Origin of the sequence: Paenibacillus vulneris (genome assembly GCF_039543185.1) — a bacterium.
GTDB lineage: Bacteria > Bacillota > Bacilli > Paenibacillales > NBRC-103111 > Paenibacillus_S > Paenibacillus_S vulneris.
In genome coordinates this window covers 1-19684 of the sequence record NZ_BAABJG010000002.1, presented here as the reverse complement: position 1 = coordinate 19684, position 19684 = coordinate 1, and the positions used below count along the sequence as shown (strand labels likewise).

Below are 19684 nucleotides of genomic sequence, written 5' to 3'. Positions count from 1 at the left end.
GCCATTTCGTACGGCAATCGTACGGCAAGAACGCTCAAATCGCTTGTGCCACCTTGGATTTGGCCCTGTCTACGTAATCTTGAACGGATCGCTTTTTCAGCTTCAATTCTTTAGCGATCTCTGTTAAACTCAGCCCCTGAGCCATATGCAGCAGGTAACATTGGCGTTCCCGGGGTGAGAGCTTCAACATGATATTAACCAAAGCCTTTTTCTCCTCCAGGGTTACAGACAGTTCTCTCTCAGGCTCCGGCTCCTCCTTCGGCAGCAGATCCATATCCATCAAGATCGATCGGCTATAAGCGTCCTTGATATCAACACCTCTGCGTGCATATGGCCGCCGGCCTTTCCGCATCCATTCGATAGCGAAACGCATGTCGGAAATCATTTCTTCGACCACTTTATGTTCGTTTTGCTGCTCTAAGTCATCCTCATCAAGTGTGTCGCGATACTTCTCCAGCTCCCTCATGCTGTTCGAATATTGTTTAATCAGTCCCTCAGTCCACATTTCCACATGATGCACCTCCTGCTGCTCAATGCTTTTCCAAGGTAGAAATATCGGTTAGATCAACGGATACTTCATGAAGGCCATCCCAGGTCTCGCGAATTTCATCCGCTTTAGCATCGACCTCTTCAGCCATTCGCTTACTGATCTTCGGATGACACTCTATTGCTTCTCTTGCATGCTTCCGTCCTAACTGGTAGGCCTGGTTATGAATAAAGTTCATCGTGTCCCAAAACTTTTCGTCTGTGGTTCTTTGCATGAACTGCCGCAATTTACGTTTGAAAATTGGATTCATGATGATCTCCTCACTTTCTCTATCCGGGCTTTCACCGCATCCATCAGCGCATCCTGTCCAGCCGCTTTCCGCTCTAGCGCCGCCACTGCCTCCTCATCCATGGTACCCTCGGCCACAAGCCGCATGACAACAATCCGTCGTGTCTGCCCCTGCCGATGAACCCGGGCATTCGCCTGTTGGTCCTCCTCAAGGCTCCAGATCTGGTCGTACCATACAACCGTTTGGCAGCTCGACTCCTGAAGATTAAGTCCATGACCGGCGCTTTTCGGATGCAGCAACAGAAGCGGTATTTCGTCATTGTTCCATGCCCGGATGTCCTCGTTCCCGTCTCTACCTTTTCGCAGGATACGTGCTTGTGGGAATCGTTTCTGGATCCGCTCCAAGGAATGCTTGAAATTATAAAACACCATAACTGGCTTCCCTTGTGCCGCCTCAATGATATCCTCCAACGCATCCAGCTTAGCTTCATGAATTTCCTTGACTCCTCGCTCCTCGTCATAGACAGCTCCGGATGCCATTTGTAGCAGCTTATTAGACAATACCGCTACAGTATTAGCTACAACGTCCGCATCTGCATAAGGCAGAAGCAAGTCCCTTTCAAGCTTTTTGTACAGCTGCTGGGCCTGAGGCGTTAGCCTAATGGCAATAGAACGATCAATCCGTTCAGGCAGCTCGAGCCAATCCTCTGCTTTCATGCTCACGGCAATATCACTAATCGCCTCGTAAATTCGCTCCTCAGCCTCTTTTTTCTCTTTCCACTCGTAAACGACATGTCCACTTCGAGCCCCTGGATTAAAGTATCGATCCCGGAAGCCAGTTATTGTTTTTCCCAGCCGTTCACCTTGATCCAGGAGGTAGATTTGCGGCCAAAGGTCCATAAGACTGTTCGGCGCCGGCGTGCCGGTCAAACCGATCACCCGTTTCATCATCGGCCTTACTCTCCGAAGTGCCCGGAACCGTTTTGCTTGTGGGTTTTTAAAGCTGCTCAGCTCGTCGATAACGACAGTGTCAAAAGGCCACTTGCTACCATACTCCCCCACCAGCCATTCAACGTTCTCCCGGTTAATGATATAGATGTCGGCGTCAGCCTTCAGTGCCTTTCGCCGGACGTCCACACTTCCCAGCACTTTCGATATCCGTAAATGCTGCAGGTGATCCCATTTCTCAACCTCTCGAGCCCAAGTATCATCTGCCACCCGCAGCGGGGCGATGACCAGCACCCGCTGGGCGTCAAAGTAGTCGTTCAGCAATTTGTCGATAGCCGTCAGAGTTGATACTGTTTTGCCCAAACCCATTTCTAGCAAGAGGGCTATGAAATTCGTATCCAGGATCCGCTCCGTCGCGTATTCCTGATATTGGTGCGGCTTATAATCCACTCTTGCTCACCTCGGCAATAAAACGATCTATATCATCGTTTGAATCGATTTTATATACTTGATGCCCTAACCCCTGAAGGGAATGGGCCCATTTTTCTTGCAAAGGCTGTAGTGGTTTTCCCGGTGCCTTCATCTCGACATACAGCGTCCGGCCACGAGGAAGGATGACAAGTCGGTCAGGCACACCCCGGTTTCCAGGAGAGACCCATTTCAACGCCAGACCGCCAATTGCTTTGACTTCCCGGACCAGACGTCGTTCCAGTGTAGATTCTCGCATATTAAACTCCTTTCTCTATGTTGCCGTTGTTCCTCTCTCACGCACGTACTGCTAGGAACGCTATTTAACCTATATTACCGTTACCCATATATAGGTTAATTATTATTACTACTACTACTAAGGAATTAACGGCAACATTGGCAACATAGGCCTTAATCCCTTGGTATAATTGGCTTTTTATGTTGCCGTGGCTCGGCAACGGTCGGCAACATCGGCAACACTTTACGGCAACATCGGCAACGGGTCGGCAACACCTTACTTCAACCTTTCAAATACCTTTTGGACACCGTATTCCGCCACCCTAGCCTTGCCCTTTCTCTCTACCCACCCCGGGATGCGACGCAAAATATCCGTAATTTCCTTAGCCTCCCAGGTCCGCATGTCGCCCTTCTTCTTGCCAAGGCATTCGGTCCATATCTGGGCCGCACAGACCCGCTGCCGCAGCTGCTCATCCTGCTCATCTGCCCATTCATCCTCTATAGGCGTTTCAAGCCATTCCATGATCAAGCCTTCCCGCGGGTCGCTCTCCATATGTGCAGCTTGTTGCTGCTCCGCTGCTTCCCGTGCCTTGCGATCCAGCTCCAAGGTTTCCCCCGCCCTAAACCAGCACAAAACCTCGGCCCAGATTTGCCGCACAACCGATTCATTAAGATGGTCCCAGTGACTTAGCTTCGCTCGTTCCGGCATAACCTCTATTGGCCAAAAGCGGCGGTTTCCGGTGGCGTCCCTCAAAAACTCCTTAGTATTCGTCGTTCCGAAGAAAACGCACTTCCGCGGAAACTCCGAGACCTGCCGGTCATATGCCACCCGGTAGCGGTCCTCGGTCTTGGACAAGAACGCCTTGACCTCTTCGACCTCCGTCTTCTTCATAGCTGAAAGCTCCCCGATCTCGAATATCCAGCCGCTCTGCAGATGCTCCCCGGCCTCTTTATTCTCAAACGTTCGCAGCGAATCTGAAAACCATTCACGACCAAGCTTTGCAAGCAGTGAGCTCTTCCCGGCCCCCTGCGGTCCAACAAGGACCAGCATCTGATCAAATTTGCAGCCTGGCTGATACAGCCGGGCGACGGCTGCCAGCAGCATCTTCCGTGTCGCCTGACGTGTATAGAAAGAATCCATCGCGCCCAGGTAGTCGATAAATAGGCTCTCAGCTCGCTGCACGCCGTCCCATTCAGTACTCTCGACAAACGCCTTAATCGGATGAAACGTGTTTCGATGAACTACCTCCGTGAAGGCATTCTGAATGGTCTTTGCTGAATTGATGCCGTGAACCTTTGCAAACCAGTGCTGCAGGCGTTTATCATCGGCACCGAGCCATGGCTCATAACTGCGCCCCGGCCTCTCCCGTTCACGCCATGGCAGCGTCCTCCGGATGACCTCCGTATTCCCAAACGCATCGTATGCGAGCACACCGCGCCATACGCCGTGTTCCAGGATCAGCTCCACATTGCCGGCAGTTGGCAGCACGGCGCCGCTCTTATGATGGAGCTCAAGCTTCTCCTGCCAGCCATCACTCTCTGGCTCAGGGTCCTCCTCATCGTCAAACGCTTCGGCCATCTCCGCAAAATCCGCCTGCCGTTCAACCATGGCAAGCTTTTTAACCTCTGGCCGTGATGCAGCAAAGTGCTCCATCGCCACATGACTCGGCTTTTTGGCGTCCGGGGTGAACTCTTTGACGTGATCGTCCAGATGGCCAAATTTATGAACACGGACCAGGTCGAACAGGTTGTACGTCCGGCCGTCTGCAATTGGGTCACTGTCTTGATGCGAATAAGCAAGGTCCTGATCCGGATATATCTCGAGCCCGTTTCCGCTAGTGCCCCCGGTATAGGTGTAACGGTTAGGCATCGTCCCTGGGACGTAGATATCACTCAGGAAGGTATCGATACCCTCCTCGATGGTGTATGCCCGGCAGAACAAACCTATCGTCCCATGCTTCTCTCGCGGATCCTGCGCCTTCTTCCCAGTAAGCACAGGCTCGCCTTTGTCGTCAGCATGCCGGGGCCACTGCATGACGTCCTGCCAATCCTCATACTCAGCAAGCACACTGTCCACACCGAGCGGATCGCCTTCGTAGACTTCCAGCACCGGCTCCGCGTCCTTGCTGCAGCTCGGCAAGTACATGAGGCGGTGGACATCGAACGTCGTCTTGTCGAAGTACTGCATCCCGACCTGCTCCGCCAGCTTCCGGCTCACAGCTGCATACTCATCGGGGTTCATGGACCGATCGGTGGGCACAATCAGCCGATATTTCGGCTTTTGAGGCCTGTAACTGTGCGTTGAGTAAATGACAAAAGCGCAGCCACCCAGAACAAGCTCGACGGTAAATAGGAAATCAGCGTCGCCCCGATCTACGTCCAAGGTGATCAAGCTGCGGGTATCAACATTCTCCTTCTTACGCCGTCCGCCTCGGACAAGCCCACCAACGAATGCAGGACCGTCCTTGACCTTCCCTTTGCCGGCAACAGGCATCGCGTCATACTGAGCCATCGTTTCGGCTGTCCGCCGCACCTTTCGCAGCCGGTCAACGAACTCTTCCCAGGTCAAATATTCAGGCTTCCAATTCGTGTCGGCCCGGTGCTTGCCGAAGCTAATATCCAGCTCGATGTCGTGCATATCTTCACTTCCTTATTTTCAAAAGACTCCCATTTTGATACTATAAGTGCGAGGTGATTATAATGTTGTCTAATAAACTTTTTCATCTAGCAATTGTGCTAACATTAGTAGGCAGCGTGCTTGCTTGGGCTAATAACCACTAATTTAAGAGGTGCATGGTGTTTAAATCCGGATTTCTTCTTGAATCCCCTGAACAAATCGCAGCAGCCATTTTCAACAAGAGCAATGTTACCGTTTGGCAGAATGGCAGCATACTTGATTATGGCGGCCTTATCGAGGCTCAGACTGAGCTTTCAGTTACCATAAATGGTGAACGATATTTAAAAGCGACTTGCGAATTTCGTATACGATGAATTTTAATATTTTGTTAGAACAGGCGGCTTCTATGGCTAAAAAGAAAACACAGCGTCAAAGGTCAGTTACAATACCCCAATACCTTTTCCTTTTAGCATTGTTCGTGGTCCTCATGATCGGAATCTTCTTTTATCTTGACTTCGCCATGGACCATACTGCTGAGAGAGCTAAGAATTTTAAAGTCGGCACATAGCCCCCCCTGCATTAGGTATTCCTGCATTTACCTATTTATAGTAAGATACTGGTAGAAAGGGGTGATTATCATGGCTGATAAAATTAATGTAGAACCTACACCGATCCAGAGAAATGCATTTGATGTTGCAATGGAACTAACTTCCTTATACTGGAGAAACAAACAAGAAGCAGACATTGAGAAACTAGACTCCATATTCGCTCGTTTTTACTCAATGGCTAGGTTACTGGAATATTCGAATGGTGATACCTTAAGAAAACATTTGTCTAACGAATTGAATTTGTAAAAAAGGAATGTAAAGTCGCTTTCGAACTAACTTTGGAAGCGACTTTTCGTTTACTGCGCAACTGAATATTCAAACTTGTCCGTTGCATGTGGTATAATTTCATCTAAAAACAACGCTGAGGTATACCATGACAAAATCAGAGACAACTACCAGCTTCAGATTCGATAATGACTTTATTGACTTGCTTAATACTTGGTCATTTGTAACCAACAAAGAAAAAGGTGTTCTGCTGCAGGAGGCATTCAGGGAATACATCAAGTTGAATCAGAACGCGAACATTGCACAAAAAGTGGACCGTGTTTCAAAAATATTGAAAACGGAATGAGATTGCTCATGTCCTTCGTTATTCAGTCTTGACCATGGCATTTTTCATATTTTTTTGCTCTGTACTCAGAATCACGTTTAACTCCAGGGCTAAGTCCATGCCGTTTCCCAGTTACTCCGCACCGTTCACAACGCATCTTATCGTAAGCCCGATTACCTCTGACGATGGTGAAACTGTTTAGTTTTCGCCATACGTGCTCGGACATATTCTCATCCAACACTTTTACCGACACAAGCTCACGCGGATTTTCGTTTATCCTCAATGTATCGTTAAATCTGTCGATCATAGACTGTGCAAATTCATGTGGATCGACTGAACAATCATATTTTTCCTTCCATGCGATTGTCGAACCTACTTGCCGTACTTCAATTTCAATTCTCGGCATATTTAGACCTCCCATGTATTTCCGTATTCAAATGGTGTTCATCAATTCGTTATAAGCGTGCTTCCATCCAAAATAGTGAACTTTCTTACCGTCAGGGAATTTAGCATCAATTCCGCTGTAAGGGTGCCGACGAATTTTTATTCCTCGCTCTTTTGCTACTTCTCGGACCTTCTTTTCGGTTAAACGAATATCAATCAGGAGAACGTCTAATTGGTTCATTTAATGCCTCCCATGTATTTCCCTATTCAGGATTGTTCTTTGATTTCTTCAACTTCTAGACGTTCAATTTCGGGGTCTTCAACCTGCTTTGAGCAGTGATAGCATACAGACGAATATGCCTCGTCGCTGTCCCATGCCAGCTGCTCAGCAGCTTCTTTTGTTTCTGCTTCAAATTCCCCAATATATTTAGTGGCTCTTACAACACCATAAACTCTGTATTTTGCCATCTCGTTATCCTCCCAAGTTCCTTAATATTCAATATGTTGTATGAGAACAATCTCATACGGATAAAGCTGATTGATCTCTGAATTGTCGCTTTCTAAAATTAAAGCCCATCCGTTCAAGTTTTCCACGAACCCCATTAGCGCTTCTACCTTGCCCCAGAGCTTCAGCAATAGATTCATAACCAAAGCCAGCTGTGGCCATTTCGATAAGAGTTGATAATTGTTCGGCTGTATATTTCACATGATTATTAAGACGTACTGGACGAAACTTGACGTTCAAATCGTAGAGACGTCGGCGAATAGAGCTCTCCGTTCGGTTCAATTGTTTAGCAAGGTCAGGATAGGTGGTATCAGGTAATTTGACTAATTGAAGCAGCCGCTGATCTTCCCAAGCTTCCCAGGCTGTTGATTGCCATGTACGTTGTGAGCGCTGATTATCAGCCTTTCTCTTTATCTTCACCCAAGCAGGCTCAGGACCCAGGGTATTAGGCTCCATCTTGGCAAAATTCATCAATTCTTTATGCTGCTCTGCCCATTTCCAAAATTCGTCATAACCAATCACTAACACCCTAGACTCCTGACAAAATATCTTTTTCCTCGCCGGCATGTTATATCGTTTTATCCACGATTTAACAACACTATATTCTCGATTTAGAGCCTTACCTAATTGGCAAACTGTGATACCATCAAAATTCATACGCGGGTCACCTAACCCAATTTTTGAGGCTTTCAGCTTGACTGAATTAATATTTCTCCCAAGCTGTTTAGCTATCGCTTTGATGCTGAGAGTACCCCAGCGGTCCTGGAGAAACTCGGTTTCCTGTGGAGTCCACGATTTACCTCTTCCCAACTGATTCTCCCCCTTTGTGTAAAGTGATGTGGGATAACGTAAACCTCACCGATCACCTTTCCGTTGTTGTCATATACGATTTCCCACGGAATGTCGTTAAAATACGGGTCTATTTCTAAAACTGGCTTCACCTTCATAAATGAATCAGTCCTTCTGATAGAATTCACACTCAAAGCCTGCTGCCGATAACGGCAGTCCTGGCGCCCAACTGATCGGCCGGCTCATGATCTCTGTTACATCCTCTACAGAGCCGGCCCCGATCGGTACATCCAGCACTGTCTCGTCATGAACGTGCATTACGATCTTGTAGCCTTCCGCATCAAGCCGTATCAGGCTTTCCGCTAAGCAATCCCGAGCAATAGCCTGCACCAGGTTCTCCACGAGCCGTCCGCCGTATGTCCGGTGCGACATCCATTTCTTTTTGACCTGATCCATCCCATCAAATACAAGTCCATCCTTATCAAAATTCGGGTCCGGCTTAATCCGAGGATTCACATATGCCAGGCTTCGGCCACTTGGCAGGTCAGCAAACAGCATGCCTGCTTCGTATCGGTACTGTACACCGTGCTTTAGCTTAACCGTTGTCTTCTCTCTTACTGCAGTCAATGCAGCTTCCTCTGCGGCATACCAGAGCTTAACGATGTTAGGGTTAGCTTGCCGCCATTGCTTCACCAAGCGAGGGTAATCATCCGGATCGATCTCTTTTTTGGTGTCCATTGCCGCCATCGCATTAGGCCCACCTTGGTATCCGCAGGCTAATACAGCTACTTTCCCCCGAGCCCGCAGCTCATAATTCTCATGCCCTTTAACGATCGTCTCGAAAAGAACACCGAACATGTTAGCTGCCGTCGCTTCGTATATTTTTCCATGCCCCCTGAATACATCTAGAACCCAGTGTTCATCTGCCAACCAAGCAATAACGCGCGCCTCAATCGCAGAGAAGTCAGATACGATGAACCGGCAGCCCTCCGACGGAATGAATGCGGTGCGGATCAGCTGGGAGAGGACAAACGGTGGAGGTCCGAACAGCATTTCAAGCATTTCGAAATCACCTTTACGAAGGATATCCCGGGCTAAAGCCAAGTCCTCGATCTTATTCTGCGGGAGGTTCTGCACTTGGATTAGCCTCCCAGCCCATCGCCATGTTCGGTTAGCGCCGCAGAACTGCAGCAGCCCATGTGCCCGTTCATCTTCGCAAATCGTTCTGGCCATCGCATTGTACTTGTCGACGCTGGTCTTTCCCATCTCCTGCCGCAGCTCCAACACTCGGCGGGTCTCATCATCCGGAGCTGCATCCAGAAGCGCCGGCATAAACTCCTTGGACAGCCCGTCAGGCGTCTCCAGCCCTCGTTCTGCGAGCCACTCTTTAAGCTGTGTCAGGCTGTTTGGGTTATCGAGCCCAGTAATCTCCCTGGCCTCTGCGACAAGTCGAGCCTCATATTGTTCATCACAGGCAATCGCAGCTTGATACAGCACCGAATCCAGCCGGACACCCCGGTCATTTATTTGCTGATCAATCGCCCACAGTTGCCATTCATGATCTGGCACCGGGAACCGCTCAAGCTTCCGGCGGATCTCTCGTTCGACAACAACGTCCTGAAGGTTATAAGCCTTGTATTCTTCCCACTTCTCCGGGGCATGGTGCGGGTAGTTCCTGGTCCGCCCACCATTCGCCTTCGTTGGTTTGCACGGAACGCTGAAATATTTGATAAGGGCTTTACCTTTGGTGTCCTTCTGCGCTTCAAGCTTCAGCACTTCCGCAACACCTTCCAAATAACCTGGTAAGCCTAAAGCTAGCGCATGAACCGCTGTACAACGCCACTGCGAAGGGTCGCAGTTGATGCCGAAATGCTTTGTAATACAAGTCCGTTCAAATGCAGCGTTAAAAGCGGTCTTGATTACTTTCGGGTCAGTCAAGTCATGTACGATAAAGTCCGGCAAATCTTCAAAAGCCGTGAGATCAATCACTGTAACCGGCTCATCGTCGTAAGCATAAGCAAAGAGCAGAATTTCAAAATCTGGTGCCTCAACGTAGCGGTATACTCCTGATTTCAGTAAATCAACACTACTATAGGTTTCGAGGTCAATCTGGAGAACAGTCATAACATCTTCCCGCCGTGCCTTTTTGGCCGTGTTGCATTATAGGCCATCTTAATTCGAATGGCTGACTCTAAATCAATTCCCAGATGCCCGCATGTATCAAATATCCGGATTACCGTGTCCGCCAGCTCCACGGGGATGCCGCACGGCTTTTCACCTTCATAATAAATCTCACGATAACCGTACCCGTTCCGATGGTCTTCCAGCGCCTCCGAAAGCTCTGAATGCATAAGAGCGATCATTTCGCCGAATGTACGAGGCTCCTCGTACCACCCTTTGTCTATAGCATTCTGATGTGCAAACTTTACCATTTCAGTAATACTTGGCATGTTTAAACCCTCCTGATTTGGATAGGAAAAGGGACCCGTTGCCGAATCCCTTTCTATATGATTAATTCAAGAAATCTTCCTCATCGTCGCCGTCCAGATCCGTGTCAAAATCCTCATCAGCAAAATCATCGCTAACACTGGAACGACCACCAAGGAAATCACCATCTTGGACCTTAACGATATTGTTTAAGCCGGCTGCGATGCCTTTATTGCCTTTTGTGTCGAAAAGATAGAAATTGACAGAAACCTTAGCATAACACCCAGAGTAAACTTCTGTTGTGTCTGTGATTTCAGCGAACTTGGTCTTTCCGTCGACCTTGCCGATCGGTTTTGCAATACCAGGTCTGTTTTTGCTCTTGGCATTGAAGAAATAGTGACCTGCATAGGCTTCACCCTTTTCTTCTACCTCCTCGTCCCCATCACGCAACGGCGTATGAAAGTCTTTTGGAAGCTTTCCGCCGTATTTGGCCTTGGCTTGCTCTTTGAGAACCTCGATGATTGCCTTGTACTTAGTCAGTGTTGCCTTATCGTCTTTAGGAATCAAAATTGCTGTGCTATACCAAAGATTGCCGAAATCATCTTCCTCCGCTTCCCACACTTTCGCGTAGCTAAGACGAGCTTTACCAGTCACCAGTTTAGTAGATTGATTATCGATTGCCATGAATATCAGTCCTCCATATCAAAATTTTCGTTTGCAAATTCATTCTCAACGCTGTTCAGCTCTGGTCGCTTATCCGTCTCTGGTACGAGAACCGGTTTACCCTGTGGCTTGATGATCAAATCACCGATTAGCGACGCCAGTTCCTTCTTGCCAACCAGCTTCTCCAAATCTCCAAGAGGCAGCAGCTTCGTCTTTAAGAACTGCATTATGCCTGCGCTACCGAGACGTTTCCCTGCTTCTTCTTCATCCGTAATCTTGCGGTTGCTCCGGCCTTCGACCAGCTTCCAATGCGGGATGCGTTTGCCCGCCTTGGCCTGTTCGAAGGCATAATCCTCAACATCGGCAGCCCATGTTTTAAGCTGCTGCGCGATATGTAGAATGGAACCAATCTCATCCAAGGTCAGCAGTGCCGGGTCTTGGAACTCGTGTGCCAGCGCCGCCATATTGGCGTCCGCGCGGGCCCGGCAGTTCCCTTTTACCTTGCACCAACGGCAATGATCGCCTGACTTAAACTCACCTTCGCCGGCATCAGCCAATGCAGCTGCAGGCTTAACGACTGTCTCGGCCCATTCCAGCAGTTCATCGACCGGCAGCGTATCCATGCTGACGCTATCAAGCCGGGGCTGAACGATGGTCATATGGATTTCTTGGATGTCGTATAAGTAGCTGTAAGCTGACCATGCTCCTAAGCCATAGAGTCGCATTTGTGCATTGCCTATCGCACTGACTGGAACGCCTTTACCGTATTTCAAGTCAATGATCTCCATAAAACCATCAGCGATCAGAACAACATCACCCGTTCCATAACCGTCCGGTACCCACTCTGAGAAATCCAGACGTTCCTCTAAGAGGGCAACCGCATCAGACGATCTTGCTTTGGCAGCCATAAATCGTTCTTCCACGATTTCGACGTAAAAGTCAGTCGCCTGCTCCATTTCAGGTCCGTAGAACTTATTGCCTTTGATTTTCTCCAAGGCAGCATCAAGCCGCTTTCGTTCTTTGGAATCACAAGGGAACAGCCGACGACGAAGCTTGATCTCTGATAGCTCGTGGGCCAGTGTACCCTCATCGGCGTACTCGCTCCGTTTATCTGGGATGTTTTCCTGCAGCCGGGCACTCGGTGGGCAATTAATCCACCGAGACGCCCCGGACGCTCCTAGTAAGGCATGGGCTCTTTCAGCATGTGCTTGCGTCAATCCCAGTACCTCCTTTTTTCTGGAGTACGTTCCGTTTCGATCTGCACCCATTTAACATCAGATTCAAAGCCCTCGGGCTCGTTCTCTTGAATCTGAATGATAGCCCCGTTGCTATCCCGCTTTACAAATAGGACTTCTTGGCTCCACTCCGCTTTGATAGCAGTCTTTGTTTCCGTCATACCAAACCTGCCAATCTGGACATAAACGCCCGCCGCTTATCTTCTGGCAAATCAGAAATCGATTTACTGTCGAATTCGTCCAGTAATGTCTTGATTGCCTTCTTGGCTTCAGGGGTTGAACCTACTTCCTGCGCTTTTGCCCTCAGCTCAACGATAGTAGGAATCGGCCTTTCATCGTTGTTGTCATCCTGACCGGATTGAGCCTCAGATGTGCCCATCGGGTCCTGGCCGCCCTTTTGTTCATCTGCTGCCGCAGCAGCCGGTTTCTCAGCAACAGTGCGTTTGCGGGGTGGTTTAATCTCCTCTTGTACAGGAGCAGCTGAGAACCCGTTAATACCAGCCGCCAGAGCCGAGAGCTCCTTAATCGCTTCCCCTGCGTTCTCGCCGTTAATTTGAATAAGTACTGCCATATATGAGTCCTCCCAGATGATTAAAGTAAAATGCCGTCTTGCTCTTTACGCTGCCATTGTGGTACCATTGGCGTAACTAAAATGTTTTGCAATATTGGATGGCCGCTGCTCGCAACAGTGGTCATCTTTGCGTTTGTGGACCGATGTGCCTCCGCAATTTCCATTTCCAAACATTCAATTTCTGAAGCAATGTACCAGTCCCAGGAACCATCCTTCTCTTGCGTCCTGGCAAGCTGCCGGTATTGGGCTGTTAGAAATTCGATTCGATCTCTTGTAGCTTTGAAGTTATAACCTTGATTCAAGTCCCTTGCCTCCCTTCTTAGATCCAATCCCCTTGAATCCCTAACGAACGTTCAATTTCAATCATTTCAGCTTTTAATTGCTCGCGTTGATCCGGCGTGACGTCATCCGATAAATAAGTGTTGTATAATACCAGGTACCGATTATATGCCTTTTTCTGATCGCTGCTCATGCTCTGTCTCACCTCCTTCATCAAGCTTTTCATTGGATGATTCAGATGGAAACAAGCCGTGGCCTTAACAACCGCATGATTCGTTCGTAACGACGGCGGGCATAACGCTGGACCGCTGGTTCATGAGCTACTTCCTCGACCTGCATCCAGTACGCTGCTTCTTTGATCAAATCGTATCTCATTGTTGGTTCCTCACCTCCCTTCGTTCTTGCACTTAAGATCTGATGCTAACCTGATTGCAACCCATTGCCATATCAACCGCTCTACACTACTCAAGAAAGGATCGTCTCCTTCACGTTTTGACGCCTCAAAAGCATGCTTGTACGCCTGAACGTCGGATTCACATAAGGACTGCAATATGGATTTTCGAACACGGACGATTCGGAGAATTTCCTTTTTTAATAAACGCGAGTCAAGCGGATCCAATGCCCCAAGTGTGTTGCGTGAAATCTGATGTTCCACCTTGTGATTCACATCATCTTCTGGGCTGGTATTTTTTGTTGGATCGACACCTTTAAGAACGTGATTTAACGATACCTTAAAGTACTTGGCGACCTTCTGTACTTTGTCGACAGAAGGTGAGTTTTTATCCCAGTTATAGATGGAGCCTCTTCCGAACCTTAATTCCTTTTCTAATTTCAGAACGGACAATCCATTTTGCGAACAAAGAGCCTTGATATTTTCAACCAATGCCACGGCTATCTCACCTCCCTTCAAGTAGCGCATCAATGCGGGCACAGATCTCGTGTTGCCACTCCACATCGTTTACATAAGAGGCTTGCAGTGATAATTCGTGCAGATCATCCAATCGTTCAATCAGCCTTGCATTTGCCATCAAACAGTGATGCAAGTCCTGTTGCTCAATTTCAGGAAGTTTGTTATAACCTCCAAGCTTATTGGCCATGATGTATATGTCATGTAAGCGTCGATAGATGGGATGGATTTTCATAGGATCATCCTCCTGTCCGCTATGACTCATGCTTTTGTTTTGAATATGTCACCAAAATGCTTGTCAAGAAATTCAGCCATCTTAATGGCATGGAATGACCAATTTTGCCCTTTGGCCTTGGGGTAAAATACGAATCCACCTTGCTCAACATCCAGATTCTTTTTGAATCGTGGCTGGAAGAGGATGTTTTCTTTTATCCATACTTGACCCTTATTTACACGTTCCTCAAGGTCTTGCATCGACCAGTAAACGCCCAACAATTCCTGTCTTTTTAATTCTTCCAACTCAACCCGACTGATCAACACGCTGTCAGCCGGGATCGGAATAGAGAGTTGTACGGTCAGTTGTTGCACGGTAAACTCACCTCCTCCGTTCAAATAGTTATGCACTAGACGCACAAGTCTCGTCCCTAGCAGAGGATACAATATCTTTATCCTGTTTCGTTTTCGAAACCTCAGGGTATAAAAAAAATTCGTCTGAACTTATACCGTATTTTATACAAATAGTCCTCACCTCTGAAACTGAGAAATCACCTCCGGTACCATTTAGATTTTGGTTAATTGCAGAAGTAGATTTGTTAAGAAGTGAAGCCAATTCCTTTTGGTTAATGCCATTCTCATCAAGAAAAGCTTTAAGCTTCGTATAAGGTTTATGACGGCGTTTAATATTCTTCATTGCCCCGCCTCCTTTCAGTTTCGTTTTCGAAACCCATGAGCAGAGTATATATCTTCATGGTTTCGAAGTCAATAACATTTATGCGATTTTTCTAAAAAATATATTGCGGTTTCGAAACCGATGATGTAAAATTAGATACATCTAAATTGCTATTATTAGGGAGAATCGTTATGGAATATTCATTCGGAGAAAAATTAAGAAAATTGCGGACTCATCGTGGTTTGTCACAAGAAGAATTAGCGGATAATCTGAACAAAAAATTTGGTACATCTTATAATAAAGGCATGATCTCGAAGTGGGAAAATGACCGTGAAGAGCCTCGCATGGAAGCTGTTAGAAATATTGCAATTTATTTTAATCTTGATTCTTTGGATGACCTTCTAGGATTAAATCCCATAAACATAGAAGGTTTCTCGGCTAGGGAAGAAAAAGATATCGCTGCAGACCTAGAAAGAATTATGGCTGATTTGGAAAGTAGGGAGGCCCTGGCGTTTCACGGTGAGCCAATGGATGATGAAGATCGCGAGTTACTTCGAATCTCCTTGGAGAACTCCATGCGTTTGGCAGCGCAAATAGCAAAACAAAAGTTTACACCTAAAAAGTACCGCAAATAGAGAGAAGAGGGTGCGGCAGCTGATGCAATCAGTCAGAGAAGTCACTTTGCAACTTTGCACACTTTATGGGACCAATGATCCTTTTTTAATTGCCAAGCGCAAAGGAATTTATGTATTATTCGAACCTTTAGGAAATATAATGGGTTTCTTTAGCTCATATAAACGTACCAGGTTTATTCACATTAATTGCAACAGTGACCAAGCCGAACAACGATTTACTTGTGCACACGAAATTGGACATGTTATCCTGCATCCAAAAGTAAACGTTCCTTTTTTGAAGAGGAATACGCTGCAATCTATAGATCGTATCGAACGTGAAGCCAATCGGTTTGCAGTTGAGCTACTAATTCCGGATGAATTACTACTTAATGGCATGACGATATATCAGGCAGCTGCAGCCAGTGGGGTTCCTGAAGAAATAGCTCATTTAAAATCCCTACCTTCTTGATAGGACTGATTTCTCCTTTTCTCCCTAATAAATGAAATAATTTATCTTTACGCTTTCCAGCCGGAAGGCTGTTTATTATAAACAAAAACAGAATATATGTTTGTTTGGAGGTGATGTATGGAATCATTTTCGAAGTGAAGTAAACGTTGGTTTTTTTTAGTTAATCGAGCGATCGATGGAAAGCGTGTCCGTGTCAGCAAAGGCTTTTTTCAAACAAGAGTGGAAGCTATGATAGCAGCCTTCGAAAATAAAATATGTAAGGAGAACTGAAAGTGGCATCTTTTCAGAAACGGGGAAAGACATGGCAGTATACGATAAGTCGTATGGTTAATGGAAAACCGGATCCAATCAGAAAAGGGGGATTTGCGACCAAGGCAGAGGCAAAGGCAGCAGCAACAGAAATAGAGAGTAGTCTTAATAAAGGGATTGTTCCTCATCTTAAGCCCGAACCCTTTGATAAATATTTTGCTAACTGGGTTAAGGTCTATAAAAAAGGGATCGGCAAAAACACTCTCGCAAGGTACTTAACTACACAACAAACCATTGATGAACACTTTGCCGGTATCCCTATTCAGAATATTACAAAACGGGCTTACCAAGAGTTTTTGAACAAATACGCCGAGAACCATGCGAAAGATACTACACGAAAGCTTAATACCCACATTCGTGCTTGTATTCGTGATGCAATTGACGAAGGGATTATACAAGTGGATTTTACCCGCGGTGCTGTCCTATCAGGTAGCAAGGCAGCTAAACGGCCAGAAGAAAAACACCTGAATTATTTTGACAGTAAGCGGCTGCTCCGGGCCTTGGATCAACCTACTGAAAGGTCACATTACCTTATACTCTTAGGTTTGACTTCAGGGATGCGATACGCAGAAATGGTCGGGCTTACACGAGATGACTTTAATTTTGAAAAGAACGAAATTACGGTAAATAAATCGTGGGGATATACCAGTAAGATGCATGAAGGGCATGGGCCAACAAAAAATGAGCAATCTGTCCGAAAAATAAAAATGGACAACAAGACCATGGAGAAATTTAAGACTTGGTTTGATTCAGCCCCGGACAACATTCACCGGCTTGTCTTTTACAGCCCTGAATCAAAATACAAAGTCCTCAGCAACGGTGGCGCAAACAAGACATTAGCGGCTTTGTTAAATAGGCTTAACATTGAATCAATTTCTATTCATGGTTTACGTCATACCCATGCTAGCATACTGCTTTATAAAAAAGTGTCCATCTACTATGTGTCGGAACGTCTTGGTCACGGCGATATTGATACTACAATGAAGCACTATGCGCACATCATCAAAGAGTTAAGGGAGCAAGATGAAAAAGCGACAGTAGCAGTATTCGGGGAACTAACGGCGGTGTAAAATATGTGTAAAATAATTTATTTTTCTATGCTATTCAAAGACATTCTACGTATAGCAAAAACCGCTGAAATCCCTTATGGAACAAGGGTTTCAACGGTTTCCAAAGCGTTCTTTATTATACTAGATACGTCCCAGGAGGGATTCGAACCCCCGACCAACGGCTTAGAAGGCCGTTGCTCTATCCAGCTGAGCTACTGGAACATAAATATGGAGCGGGTGATGGGAATCGAACCCACGCTACCAGCTTGGAAGGCTGGAGTTCTACCATTGAACTACACCCGCTCAACACTATAGAAAACATTATGGTCGGGATGACACGATTCGAACATGCGACCCCCTGGTCCCAAACCAGGTGCTCTACCAAGCTGAGCTACATCCCGTTAATTATGGTGCCGGTAGAGGGACTTGAACCCCCACGGTTTCCCTCACGATTTTGAGTCGCGCGCGTCTGCCAATTCCGCCATACCGGCATTTCTGGAGCGGAAGACGGGAATCGAACCCGCGACCCTCGCCTTGGCAAGGCGATGCTCTACCGCTGAGCCACTTCCGCACATTTCAGAAAGAACAAGAACAATTATAAGATAATGTTTTCTAAAAAGCAAGTGTTTTTTTTGAGAGATTGGAGCGGAAGACGGGAATCGAACCCGCGACCCTCGCCTTGGCAAGGCGATGCTCTACCGCTGAACCACTTCCGCAAAAGCAATGCGCGTAGAGGGACTTGAACCCCCACGGTCTCCCGCTAGATCCTAAGTCTAGTGCGTCTGCCAATTCCGCCATACGCGCGCTTGAGAAAAACATGGTGAGCCATGAAGGACTCGAACCTTCGACACCCTGATTAAAAGTCAGGTGCTCTACCAACTGAGCTAATGGCTCATGATACATGCCCGGAAAGTAATCGGACTTCTCAACGAAGCTTTACGTCACTTTTGGGAATATAAAACTGGGGATCTAGGATTCGAACCTAGGCATGACGGAGTCAAAGTCCGTTGCCTTACCGCTTGGCTAATCCCCAACGTTGTAATAATGGGGCGATCGATGGGACTTGAACCCACGAGTGCTGGAGCCACAATCCAGTGCGTTAACCCCTTCGCCACGACCGCCATATTAAATTGGAACAATGGTGCCGTCGAGAGGACTTGAACCCCCAACCTACTGATTACGATTCAGTTGCTCTACCGATTGAGCTACGACGGCAAAATAATATACTAATGCCGATGTCACAGTCTCTTCGATTACCTCTGATCTAGCTACCATAACATAAATGGCGGAGCCGACGGGATTCGAACCCGCGGTCTCCTGCGTGACAGGCAGGCATGTTAGGCCTCTACACCACGGCTCCACACTAAGAATTGGGGTCCCCGGAAAGTAATAGGAATAAGCTACTTAGAACTACTTCACTTTTTGGGGATTTGTTTGGTTGCGGGGGCAGGATTTGAACCTGCGGCCTTCGGGTTATGAGCCCGACGAGCTACCGGGCTGCTCCACCCCGCGTCGTTAGATTACATATGGTGGAGGCTGACGGGATCGAACCGCCGACCCTCTGCTTGTAAGGCAGATGCTCTCCCAGCTGAGCTAAGCCTCCATATGTTTTTTTAGGTTGAAATGGTGACCCGTAGGGGATTCGAACCCCTGTTACCTCCGTGAAAGGGAGGTGTCTTAACCCCTTGACCAACGGGCCTTGATAAAAATTATGGCGGAGAGAGAGGGATTCGAACCCTCGAGACGCTTGTGACGCCTACACGATTTCCAATCGTGCTCCTTCGGCCAACTCGGACACCTCTCCATTATCTAAGAATCGAAATGGAATATACATTCCCGCTGTTGTTGGAGAAATGGCTCCCCGAACAGGACTCGAACCTGTGACAACTCGATTAACAGTCGAGTGCTCTACCAACTGAGCTATCAGGGAACGATGTTCATTAGGGTTGTAGCAACCCGCTTGGCGACGTTCTACTCTCCCAGGACCCTTCGGTCCAAGTACCATCGACGCTGGAAGGCTTAACGTTCGTGTTCGGTATGGGTACGCGTGGTTCCCTTCCGCCATCATCACCAAACTAAGAGCTTTCGTCAGAAAGCTTACTTCGTAAGCATGTTTCTGCCAAGAAACATCATACTTTATTTCAAAGTGGCTTGCACCCTGAAAACTAGATACGAAATGCATGCGTAAAGTTCGTGAATTAGTTTCCCGTTTTTTTACGGGCCTGCGACGCTTACGCATCGCAGCTCTCTGACCATACTTCGTATGGCAGATAATAGGTTAAGCCCTCGACCGATTAGTATTCGTCAGCTCCACACGTTACCGTGCTTCCACCCCGAACCTATCTACCTCGTCGTCTTCAAGGGGTCTTACATACTGGGAAATCTCATCTT

General features: G+C 47.3%; 26 protein-coding genes, 17 tRNA genes and 2 rRNA genes. 4 read left to right on the top strand and 41 right to left on the bottom strand.

What is annotated here, in order from left to right; translation table 11 throughout:
* Positions 1-34 precede the first annotated feature (34 nt).
* From ABEA66_RS00530 to ABEA66_RS00510, 5 genes are all read right to left on the bottom strand, one after another.
* On the bottom strand, positions 35-505 hold the full coding sequence (locus ABEA66_RS00530) for a sigma factor-like helix-turn-helix DNA-binding protein (protein ID WP_345585363.1): 471 nt from the start codon (positions 503-505) through the stop codon (positions 35-37).
* A 25-nt stretch (positions 506-530) separates the two neighbouring features.
* The gene (locus ABEA66_RS00525; protein ID WP_345585024.1) at positions 531-797 is read right to left on the bottom strand and encodes a hypothetical protein; all 267 of its coding nucleotides are present in this window, start codon (positions 795-797) and stop codon (positions 531-533) included.
* Entirely contained in the window at positions 794-2173 is a 1380-nt protein-coding gene (locus tag ABEA66_RS00520) for a DEAD/DEAH box helicase (protein WP_345585022.1), read from the bottom strand. Before ABEA66_RS00520 ends, ABEA66_RS00525 begins: the two co-directional genes overlap by 4 nt.
* Positions 2163-2450: a VRR-NUC domain-containing protein gene (locus tag ABEA66_RS00515; protein ID WP_345585020.1), complete on the bottom strand. Its 288-nt coding sequence runs from the start codon at positions 2448-2450 to the stop codon at positions 2163-2165. Before ABEA66_RS00515 ends, ABEA66_RS00520 begins: the two co-directional genes overlap by 11 nt.
* A gap of 255 nt (positions 2451-2705) precedes the next feature.
* Positions 2706-5066: a virulence-associated E family protein gene (locus tag ABEA66_RS00510; RefSeq protein ID WP_345585018.1), complete on the bottom strand. Its 2361-nt coding sequence runs from the start codon at positions 5064-5066 to the stop codon at positions 2706-2708.
* Between the two features lie 617 nt (positions 5067-5683).
* Between ABEA66_RS00510 and ABEA66_RS00505 the strand changes: the two genes are divergently transcribed.
* Entirely contained in the window at positions 5684-5899 is a 216-nt protein-coding gene (locus ABEA66_RS00505; RefSeq protein WP_345585016.1) for a hypothetical protein, read from the top strand.
* Positions 5900-6246: 347 nt separating this feature from the next.
* Here the strand turns inward: ABEA66_RS00505 and ABEA66_RS00500 are convergent, their stop codons facing one another.
* From ABEA66_RS00500 to ABEA66_RS00420, 17 genes are all read right to left on the bottom strand, one after another.
* Complete coding sequence (locus ABEA66_RS00500; RefSeq protein WP_345585014.1) at positions 6247-6609, bottom strand: hypothetical protein; 363 nt, start codon at positions 6607-6609, stop codon at positions 6247-6249.
* A gap of 27 nt (positions 6610-6636) precedes the next feature.
* The gene (locus ABEA66_RS00495) at positions 6637-6828 is read right to left on the bottom strand and encodes a hypothetical protein (protein ID WP_345585012.1); all 192 of its coding nucleotides are present in this window, start codon (positions 6826-6828) and stop codon (positions 6637-6639) included.
* 26 nt (positions 6829-6854) lie between these two features.
* Positions 6855-7055: a hypothetical protein gene (locus ABEA66_RS00490; protein WP_345585010.1), complete on the bottom strand. Its 201-nt coding sequence runs from the start codon at positions 7053-7055 to the stop codon at positions 6855-6857.
* Between the two features lie 52 nt (positions 7056-7107).
* On the bottom strand, positions 7108-7902 hold the full coding sequence (locus ABEA66_RS00485; protein WP_345585008.1) for a type 2 periplasmic-binding domain-containing protein: 795 nt from the start codon (positions 7900-7902) through the stop codon (positions 7108-7110).
* A gap of 144 nt (positions 7903-8046) precedes the next feature.
* The gene (locus ABEA66_RS00480; protein WP_345585006.1) at positions 8047-10005 is read right to left on the bottom strand and encodes a DNA polymerase; all 1959 of its coding nucleotides are present in this window, start codon (positions 10003-10005) and stop codon (positions 8047-8049) included.
* Positions 10002-10331 (bottom strand): nucleoside triphosphate pyrophosphohydrolase family protein, encoded by a 330-nt coding sequence (locus ABEA66_RS00475; RefSeq protein WP_345585004.1) that lies wholly within the window; start codon positions 10329-10331, stop codon positions 10002-10004. Before ABEA66_RS00475 ends, ABEA66_RS00480 begins: the two co-directional genes overlap by 4 nt.
* 61 nt (positions 10332-10392) lie before the next feature.
* The gene (locus tag ABEA66_RS00470) at positions 10393-10992 is read right to left on the bottom strand and encodes a DUF2815 family protein (protein ID WP_345585002.1); all 600 of its coding nucleotides are present in this window, start codon (positions 10990-10992) and stop codon (positions 10393-10395) included.
* Positions 10993-10997: 5 nt separating this feature from the next.
* A complete protein-coding gene (locus tag ABEA66_RS00465; RefSeq protein WP_345585000.1) occupies positions 10998-12188 on the bottom strand; it encodes a DUF2800 domain-containing protein in 1191 nt (396 codons plus the stop codon).
* Positions 12185-12367: a hypothetical protein gene (locus ABEA66_RS00460; protein WP_345584998.1), complete on the bottom strand. Its 183-nt coding sequence runs from the start codon at positions 12365-12367 to the stop codon at positions 12185-12187. The genes ABEA66_RS00465 and ABEA66_RS00460 overlap by 4 nt, the downstream gene beginning before the upstream one ends.
* Complete coding sequence (locus tag ABEA66_RS00455) at positions 12364-12777, bottom strand: hypothetical protein (RefSeq protein WP_345584996.1); 414 nt, start codon at positions 12775-12777, stop codon at positions 12364-12366. The genes ABEA66_RS00460 and ABEA66_RS00455 overlap by 4 nt, the downstream gene beginning before the upstream one ends.
* A 20-nt stretch (positions 12778-12797) precedes the next feature.
* The gene (locus ABEA66_RS00450; RefSeq protein WP_345584994.1) at positions 12798-13079 is read right to left on the bottom strand and encodes a hypothetical protein; all 282 of its coding nucleotides are present in this window, start codon (positions 13077-13079) and stop codon (positions 12798-12800) included.
* Positions 13080-13096: 17 nt separating this feature from the next.
* The gene (locus ABEA66_RS00445) at positions 13097-13249 is read right to left on the bottom strand and encodes a hypothetical protein (RefSeq protein ID WP_345584992.1); all 153 of its coding nucleotides are present in this window, start codon (positions 13247-13249) and stop codon (positions 13097-13099) included.
* A 41-nt stretch (positions 13250-13290) separates the two neighbouring features.
* Positions 13291-13431, bottom strand: coding sequence for a hypothetical protein (locus ABEA66_RS00440; RefSeq protein ID WP_345584990.1), 141 nt, complete (start codon positions 13429-13431; stop codon positions 13291-13293).
* Positions 13432-13441: 10 nt separating this feature from the next.
* A complete protein-coding gene (locus ABEA66_RS00435) occupies positions 13442-13945 on the bottom strand; it encodes a helix-turn-helix domain-containing protein (RefSeq protein ID WP_345584988.1) in 504 nt (167 codons plus the stop codon).
* Positions 13946-13952: 7 nt separating this feature from the next.
* Entirely contained in the window at positions 13953-14198 is a 246-nt protein-coding gene (locus ABEA66_RS00430) for a DUF7667 family protein (protein ID WP_345584986.1), read from the bottom strand.
* A gap of 26 nt (positions 14199-14224) precedes the next feature.
* On the bottom strand, positions 14225-14551 hold the full coding sequence (locus tag ABEA66_RS00425; protein ID WP_345584984.1) for a DUF771 domain-containing protein: 327 nt from the start codon (positions 14549-14551) through the stop codon (positions 14225-14227).
* A gap of 28 nt (positions 14552-14579) precedes the next feature.
* Positions 14580-14873, bottom strand: a complete 294-nt coding sequence (locus ABEA66_RS00420) for a helix-turn-helix domain-containing protein (protein WP_345584982.1) — start codon at positions 14871-14873, stop codon at positions 14580-14582.
* 170 nt (positions 14874-15043) lie between these two features.
* Between ABEA66_RS00420 and ABEA66_RS00415 the strand changes: the two genes are divergently transcribed.
* The 3 genes from ABEA66_RS00415 to ABEA66_RS00405 all read left to right on the top strand — a co-directional run bounded on the left by ABEA66_RS00415 (position 15044) and on the right by ABEA66_RS00405 (position 17314).
* Positions 15044-15487, top strand: a complete 444-nt coding sequence (locus tag ABEA66_RS00415) for a helix-turn-helix domain-containing protein (RefSeq protein WP_345584980.1) — start codon at positions 15044-15046, stop codon at positions 15485-15487.
* A gap of 22 nt (positions 15488-15509) precedes the next feature.
* On the top strand, positions 15510-15935 hold the full coding sequence (locus ABEA66_RS00410; RefSeq protein WP_345584978.1) for an ImmA/IrrE family metallo-endopeptidase: 426 nt from the start codon (positions 15510-15512) through the stop codon (positions 15933-15935).
* 272 nt (positions 15936-16207) lie between these two features.
* Entirely contained in the window at positions 16208-17314 is a 1107-nt protein-coding gene (locus ABEA66_RS00405; protein WP_345584976.1) for a tyrosine-type recombinase/integrase, read from the top strand.
* 127 nt (positions 17315-17441) lie between these two features.
* Here the strand turns inward: ABEA66_RS00405 and ABEA66_RS00400 are convergent.
* The 19 genes from ABEA66_RS00400 to ABEA66_RS00310 form a co-directional block, all read right to left on the bottom strand.
* Positions 17442-17515, bottom strand: a tRNA-Arg gene (locus tag ABEA66_RS00400).
* A 7-nt stretch (positions 17516-17522) separates the two neighbouring features.
* Positions 17523-17596 (bottom strand) — tRNA-Gly (locus ABEA66_RS00395).
* 21 nt (positions 17597-17617) lie between these two features.
* Positions 17618-17694: transfer RNA gene (locus tag ABEA66_RS00390), tRNA-Pro, on the bottom strand.
* Positions 17695-17701: 7 nt separating this feature from the next.
* A tRNA-Leu gene (locus ABEA66_RS00385) sits at positions 17702-17784 on the bottom strand.
* Positions 17785-17789: 5 nt separating this feature from the next.
* Positions 17790-17864 (bottom strand) — tRNA-Gly (locus ABEA66_RS00380).
* Positions 17865-17934: 70 nt separating this feature from the next.
* A tRNA-Gly gene (locus ABEA66_RS00375) sits at positions 17935-18009 on the bottom strand.
* An 8-nt stretch (positions 18010-18017) separates the two neighbouring features.
* Positions 18018-18097, bottom strand: a tRNA-Leu gene (locus tag ABEA66_RS00370).
* A 14-nt stretch (positions 18098-18111) separates the two neighbouring features.
* A tRNA-Lys gene (locus tag ABEA66_RS00365) sits at positions 18112-18187 on the bottom strand.
* 67 nt (positions 18188-18254) lie between these two features.
* Positions 18255-18326 (bottom strand) — tRNA-Gln (locus ABEA66_RS00360).
* 12 nt (positions 18327-18338) lie between these two features.
* Positions 18339-18414 (bottom strand) — tRNA-His (locus tag ABEA66_RS00355).
* An 18-nt stretch (positions 18415-18432) separates the two neighbouring features.
* Positions 18433-18508 (bottom strand) — tRNA-Thr (locus ABEA66_RS00350).
* A 68-nt stretch (positions 18509-18576) separates the two neighbouring features.
* Positions 18577-18653 (bottom strand) — tRNA-Asp (locus tag ABEA66_RS00345).
* A 75-nt stretch (positions 18654-18728) separates the two neighbouring features.
* Positions 18729-18805, bottom strand: a tRNA-Met gene (locus ABEA66_RS00340).
* A gap of 15 nt (positions 18806-18820) precedes the next feature.
* Positions 18821-18896 (bottom strand) — tRNA-Val (locus ABEA66_RS00335).
* 21 nt (positions 18897-18917) lie between these two features.
* Positions 18918-18992, bottom strand: a tRNA-Glu gene (locus ABEA66_RS00330).
* Between the two features lie 13 nt (positions 18993-19005).
* A tRNA-Ser gene (locus ABEA66_RS00325) sits at positions 19006-19097 on the bottom strand.
* 50 nt (positions 19098-19147) lie between these two features.
* Positions 19148-19223 (bottom strand) — tRNA-Asn (locus ABEA66_RS00320).
* Between the two features lie 28 nt (positions 19224-19251).
* Positions 19252-19368 (bottom strand): 5S ribosomal RNA (gene rrf / locus ABEA66_RS00315).
* 199 nt (positions 19369-19567) lie between these two features.
* Positions 19568-19684 (bottom strand): 23S ribosomal RNA (locus tag ABEA66_RS00310); the annotation flags it as partial.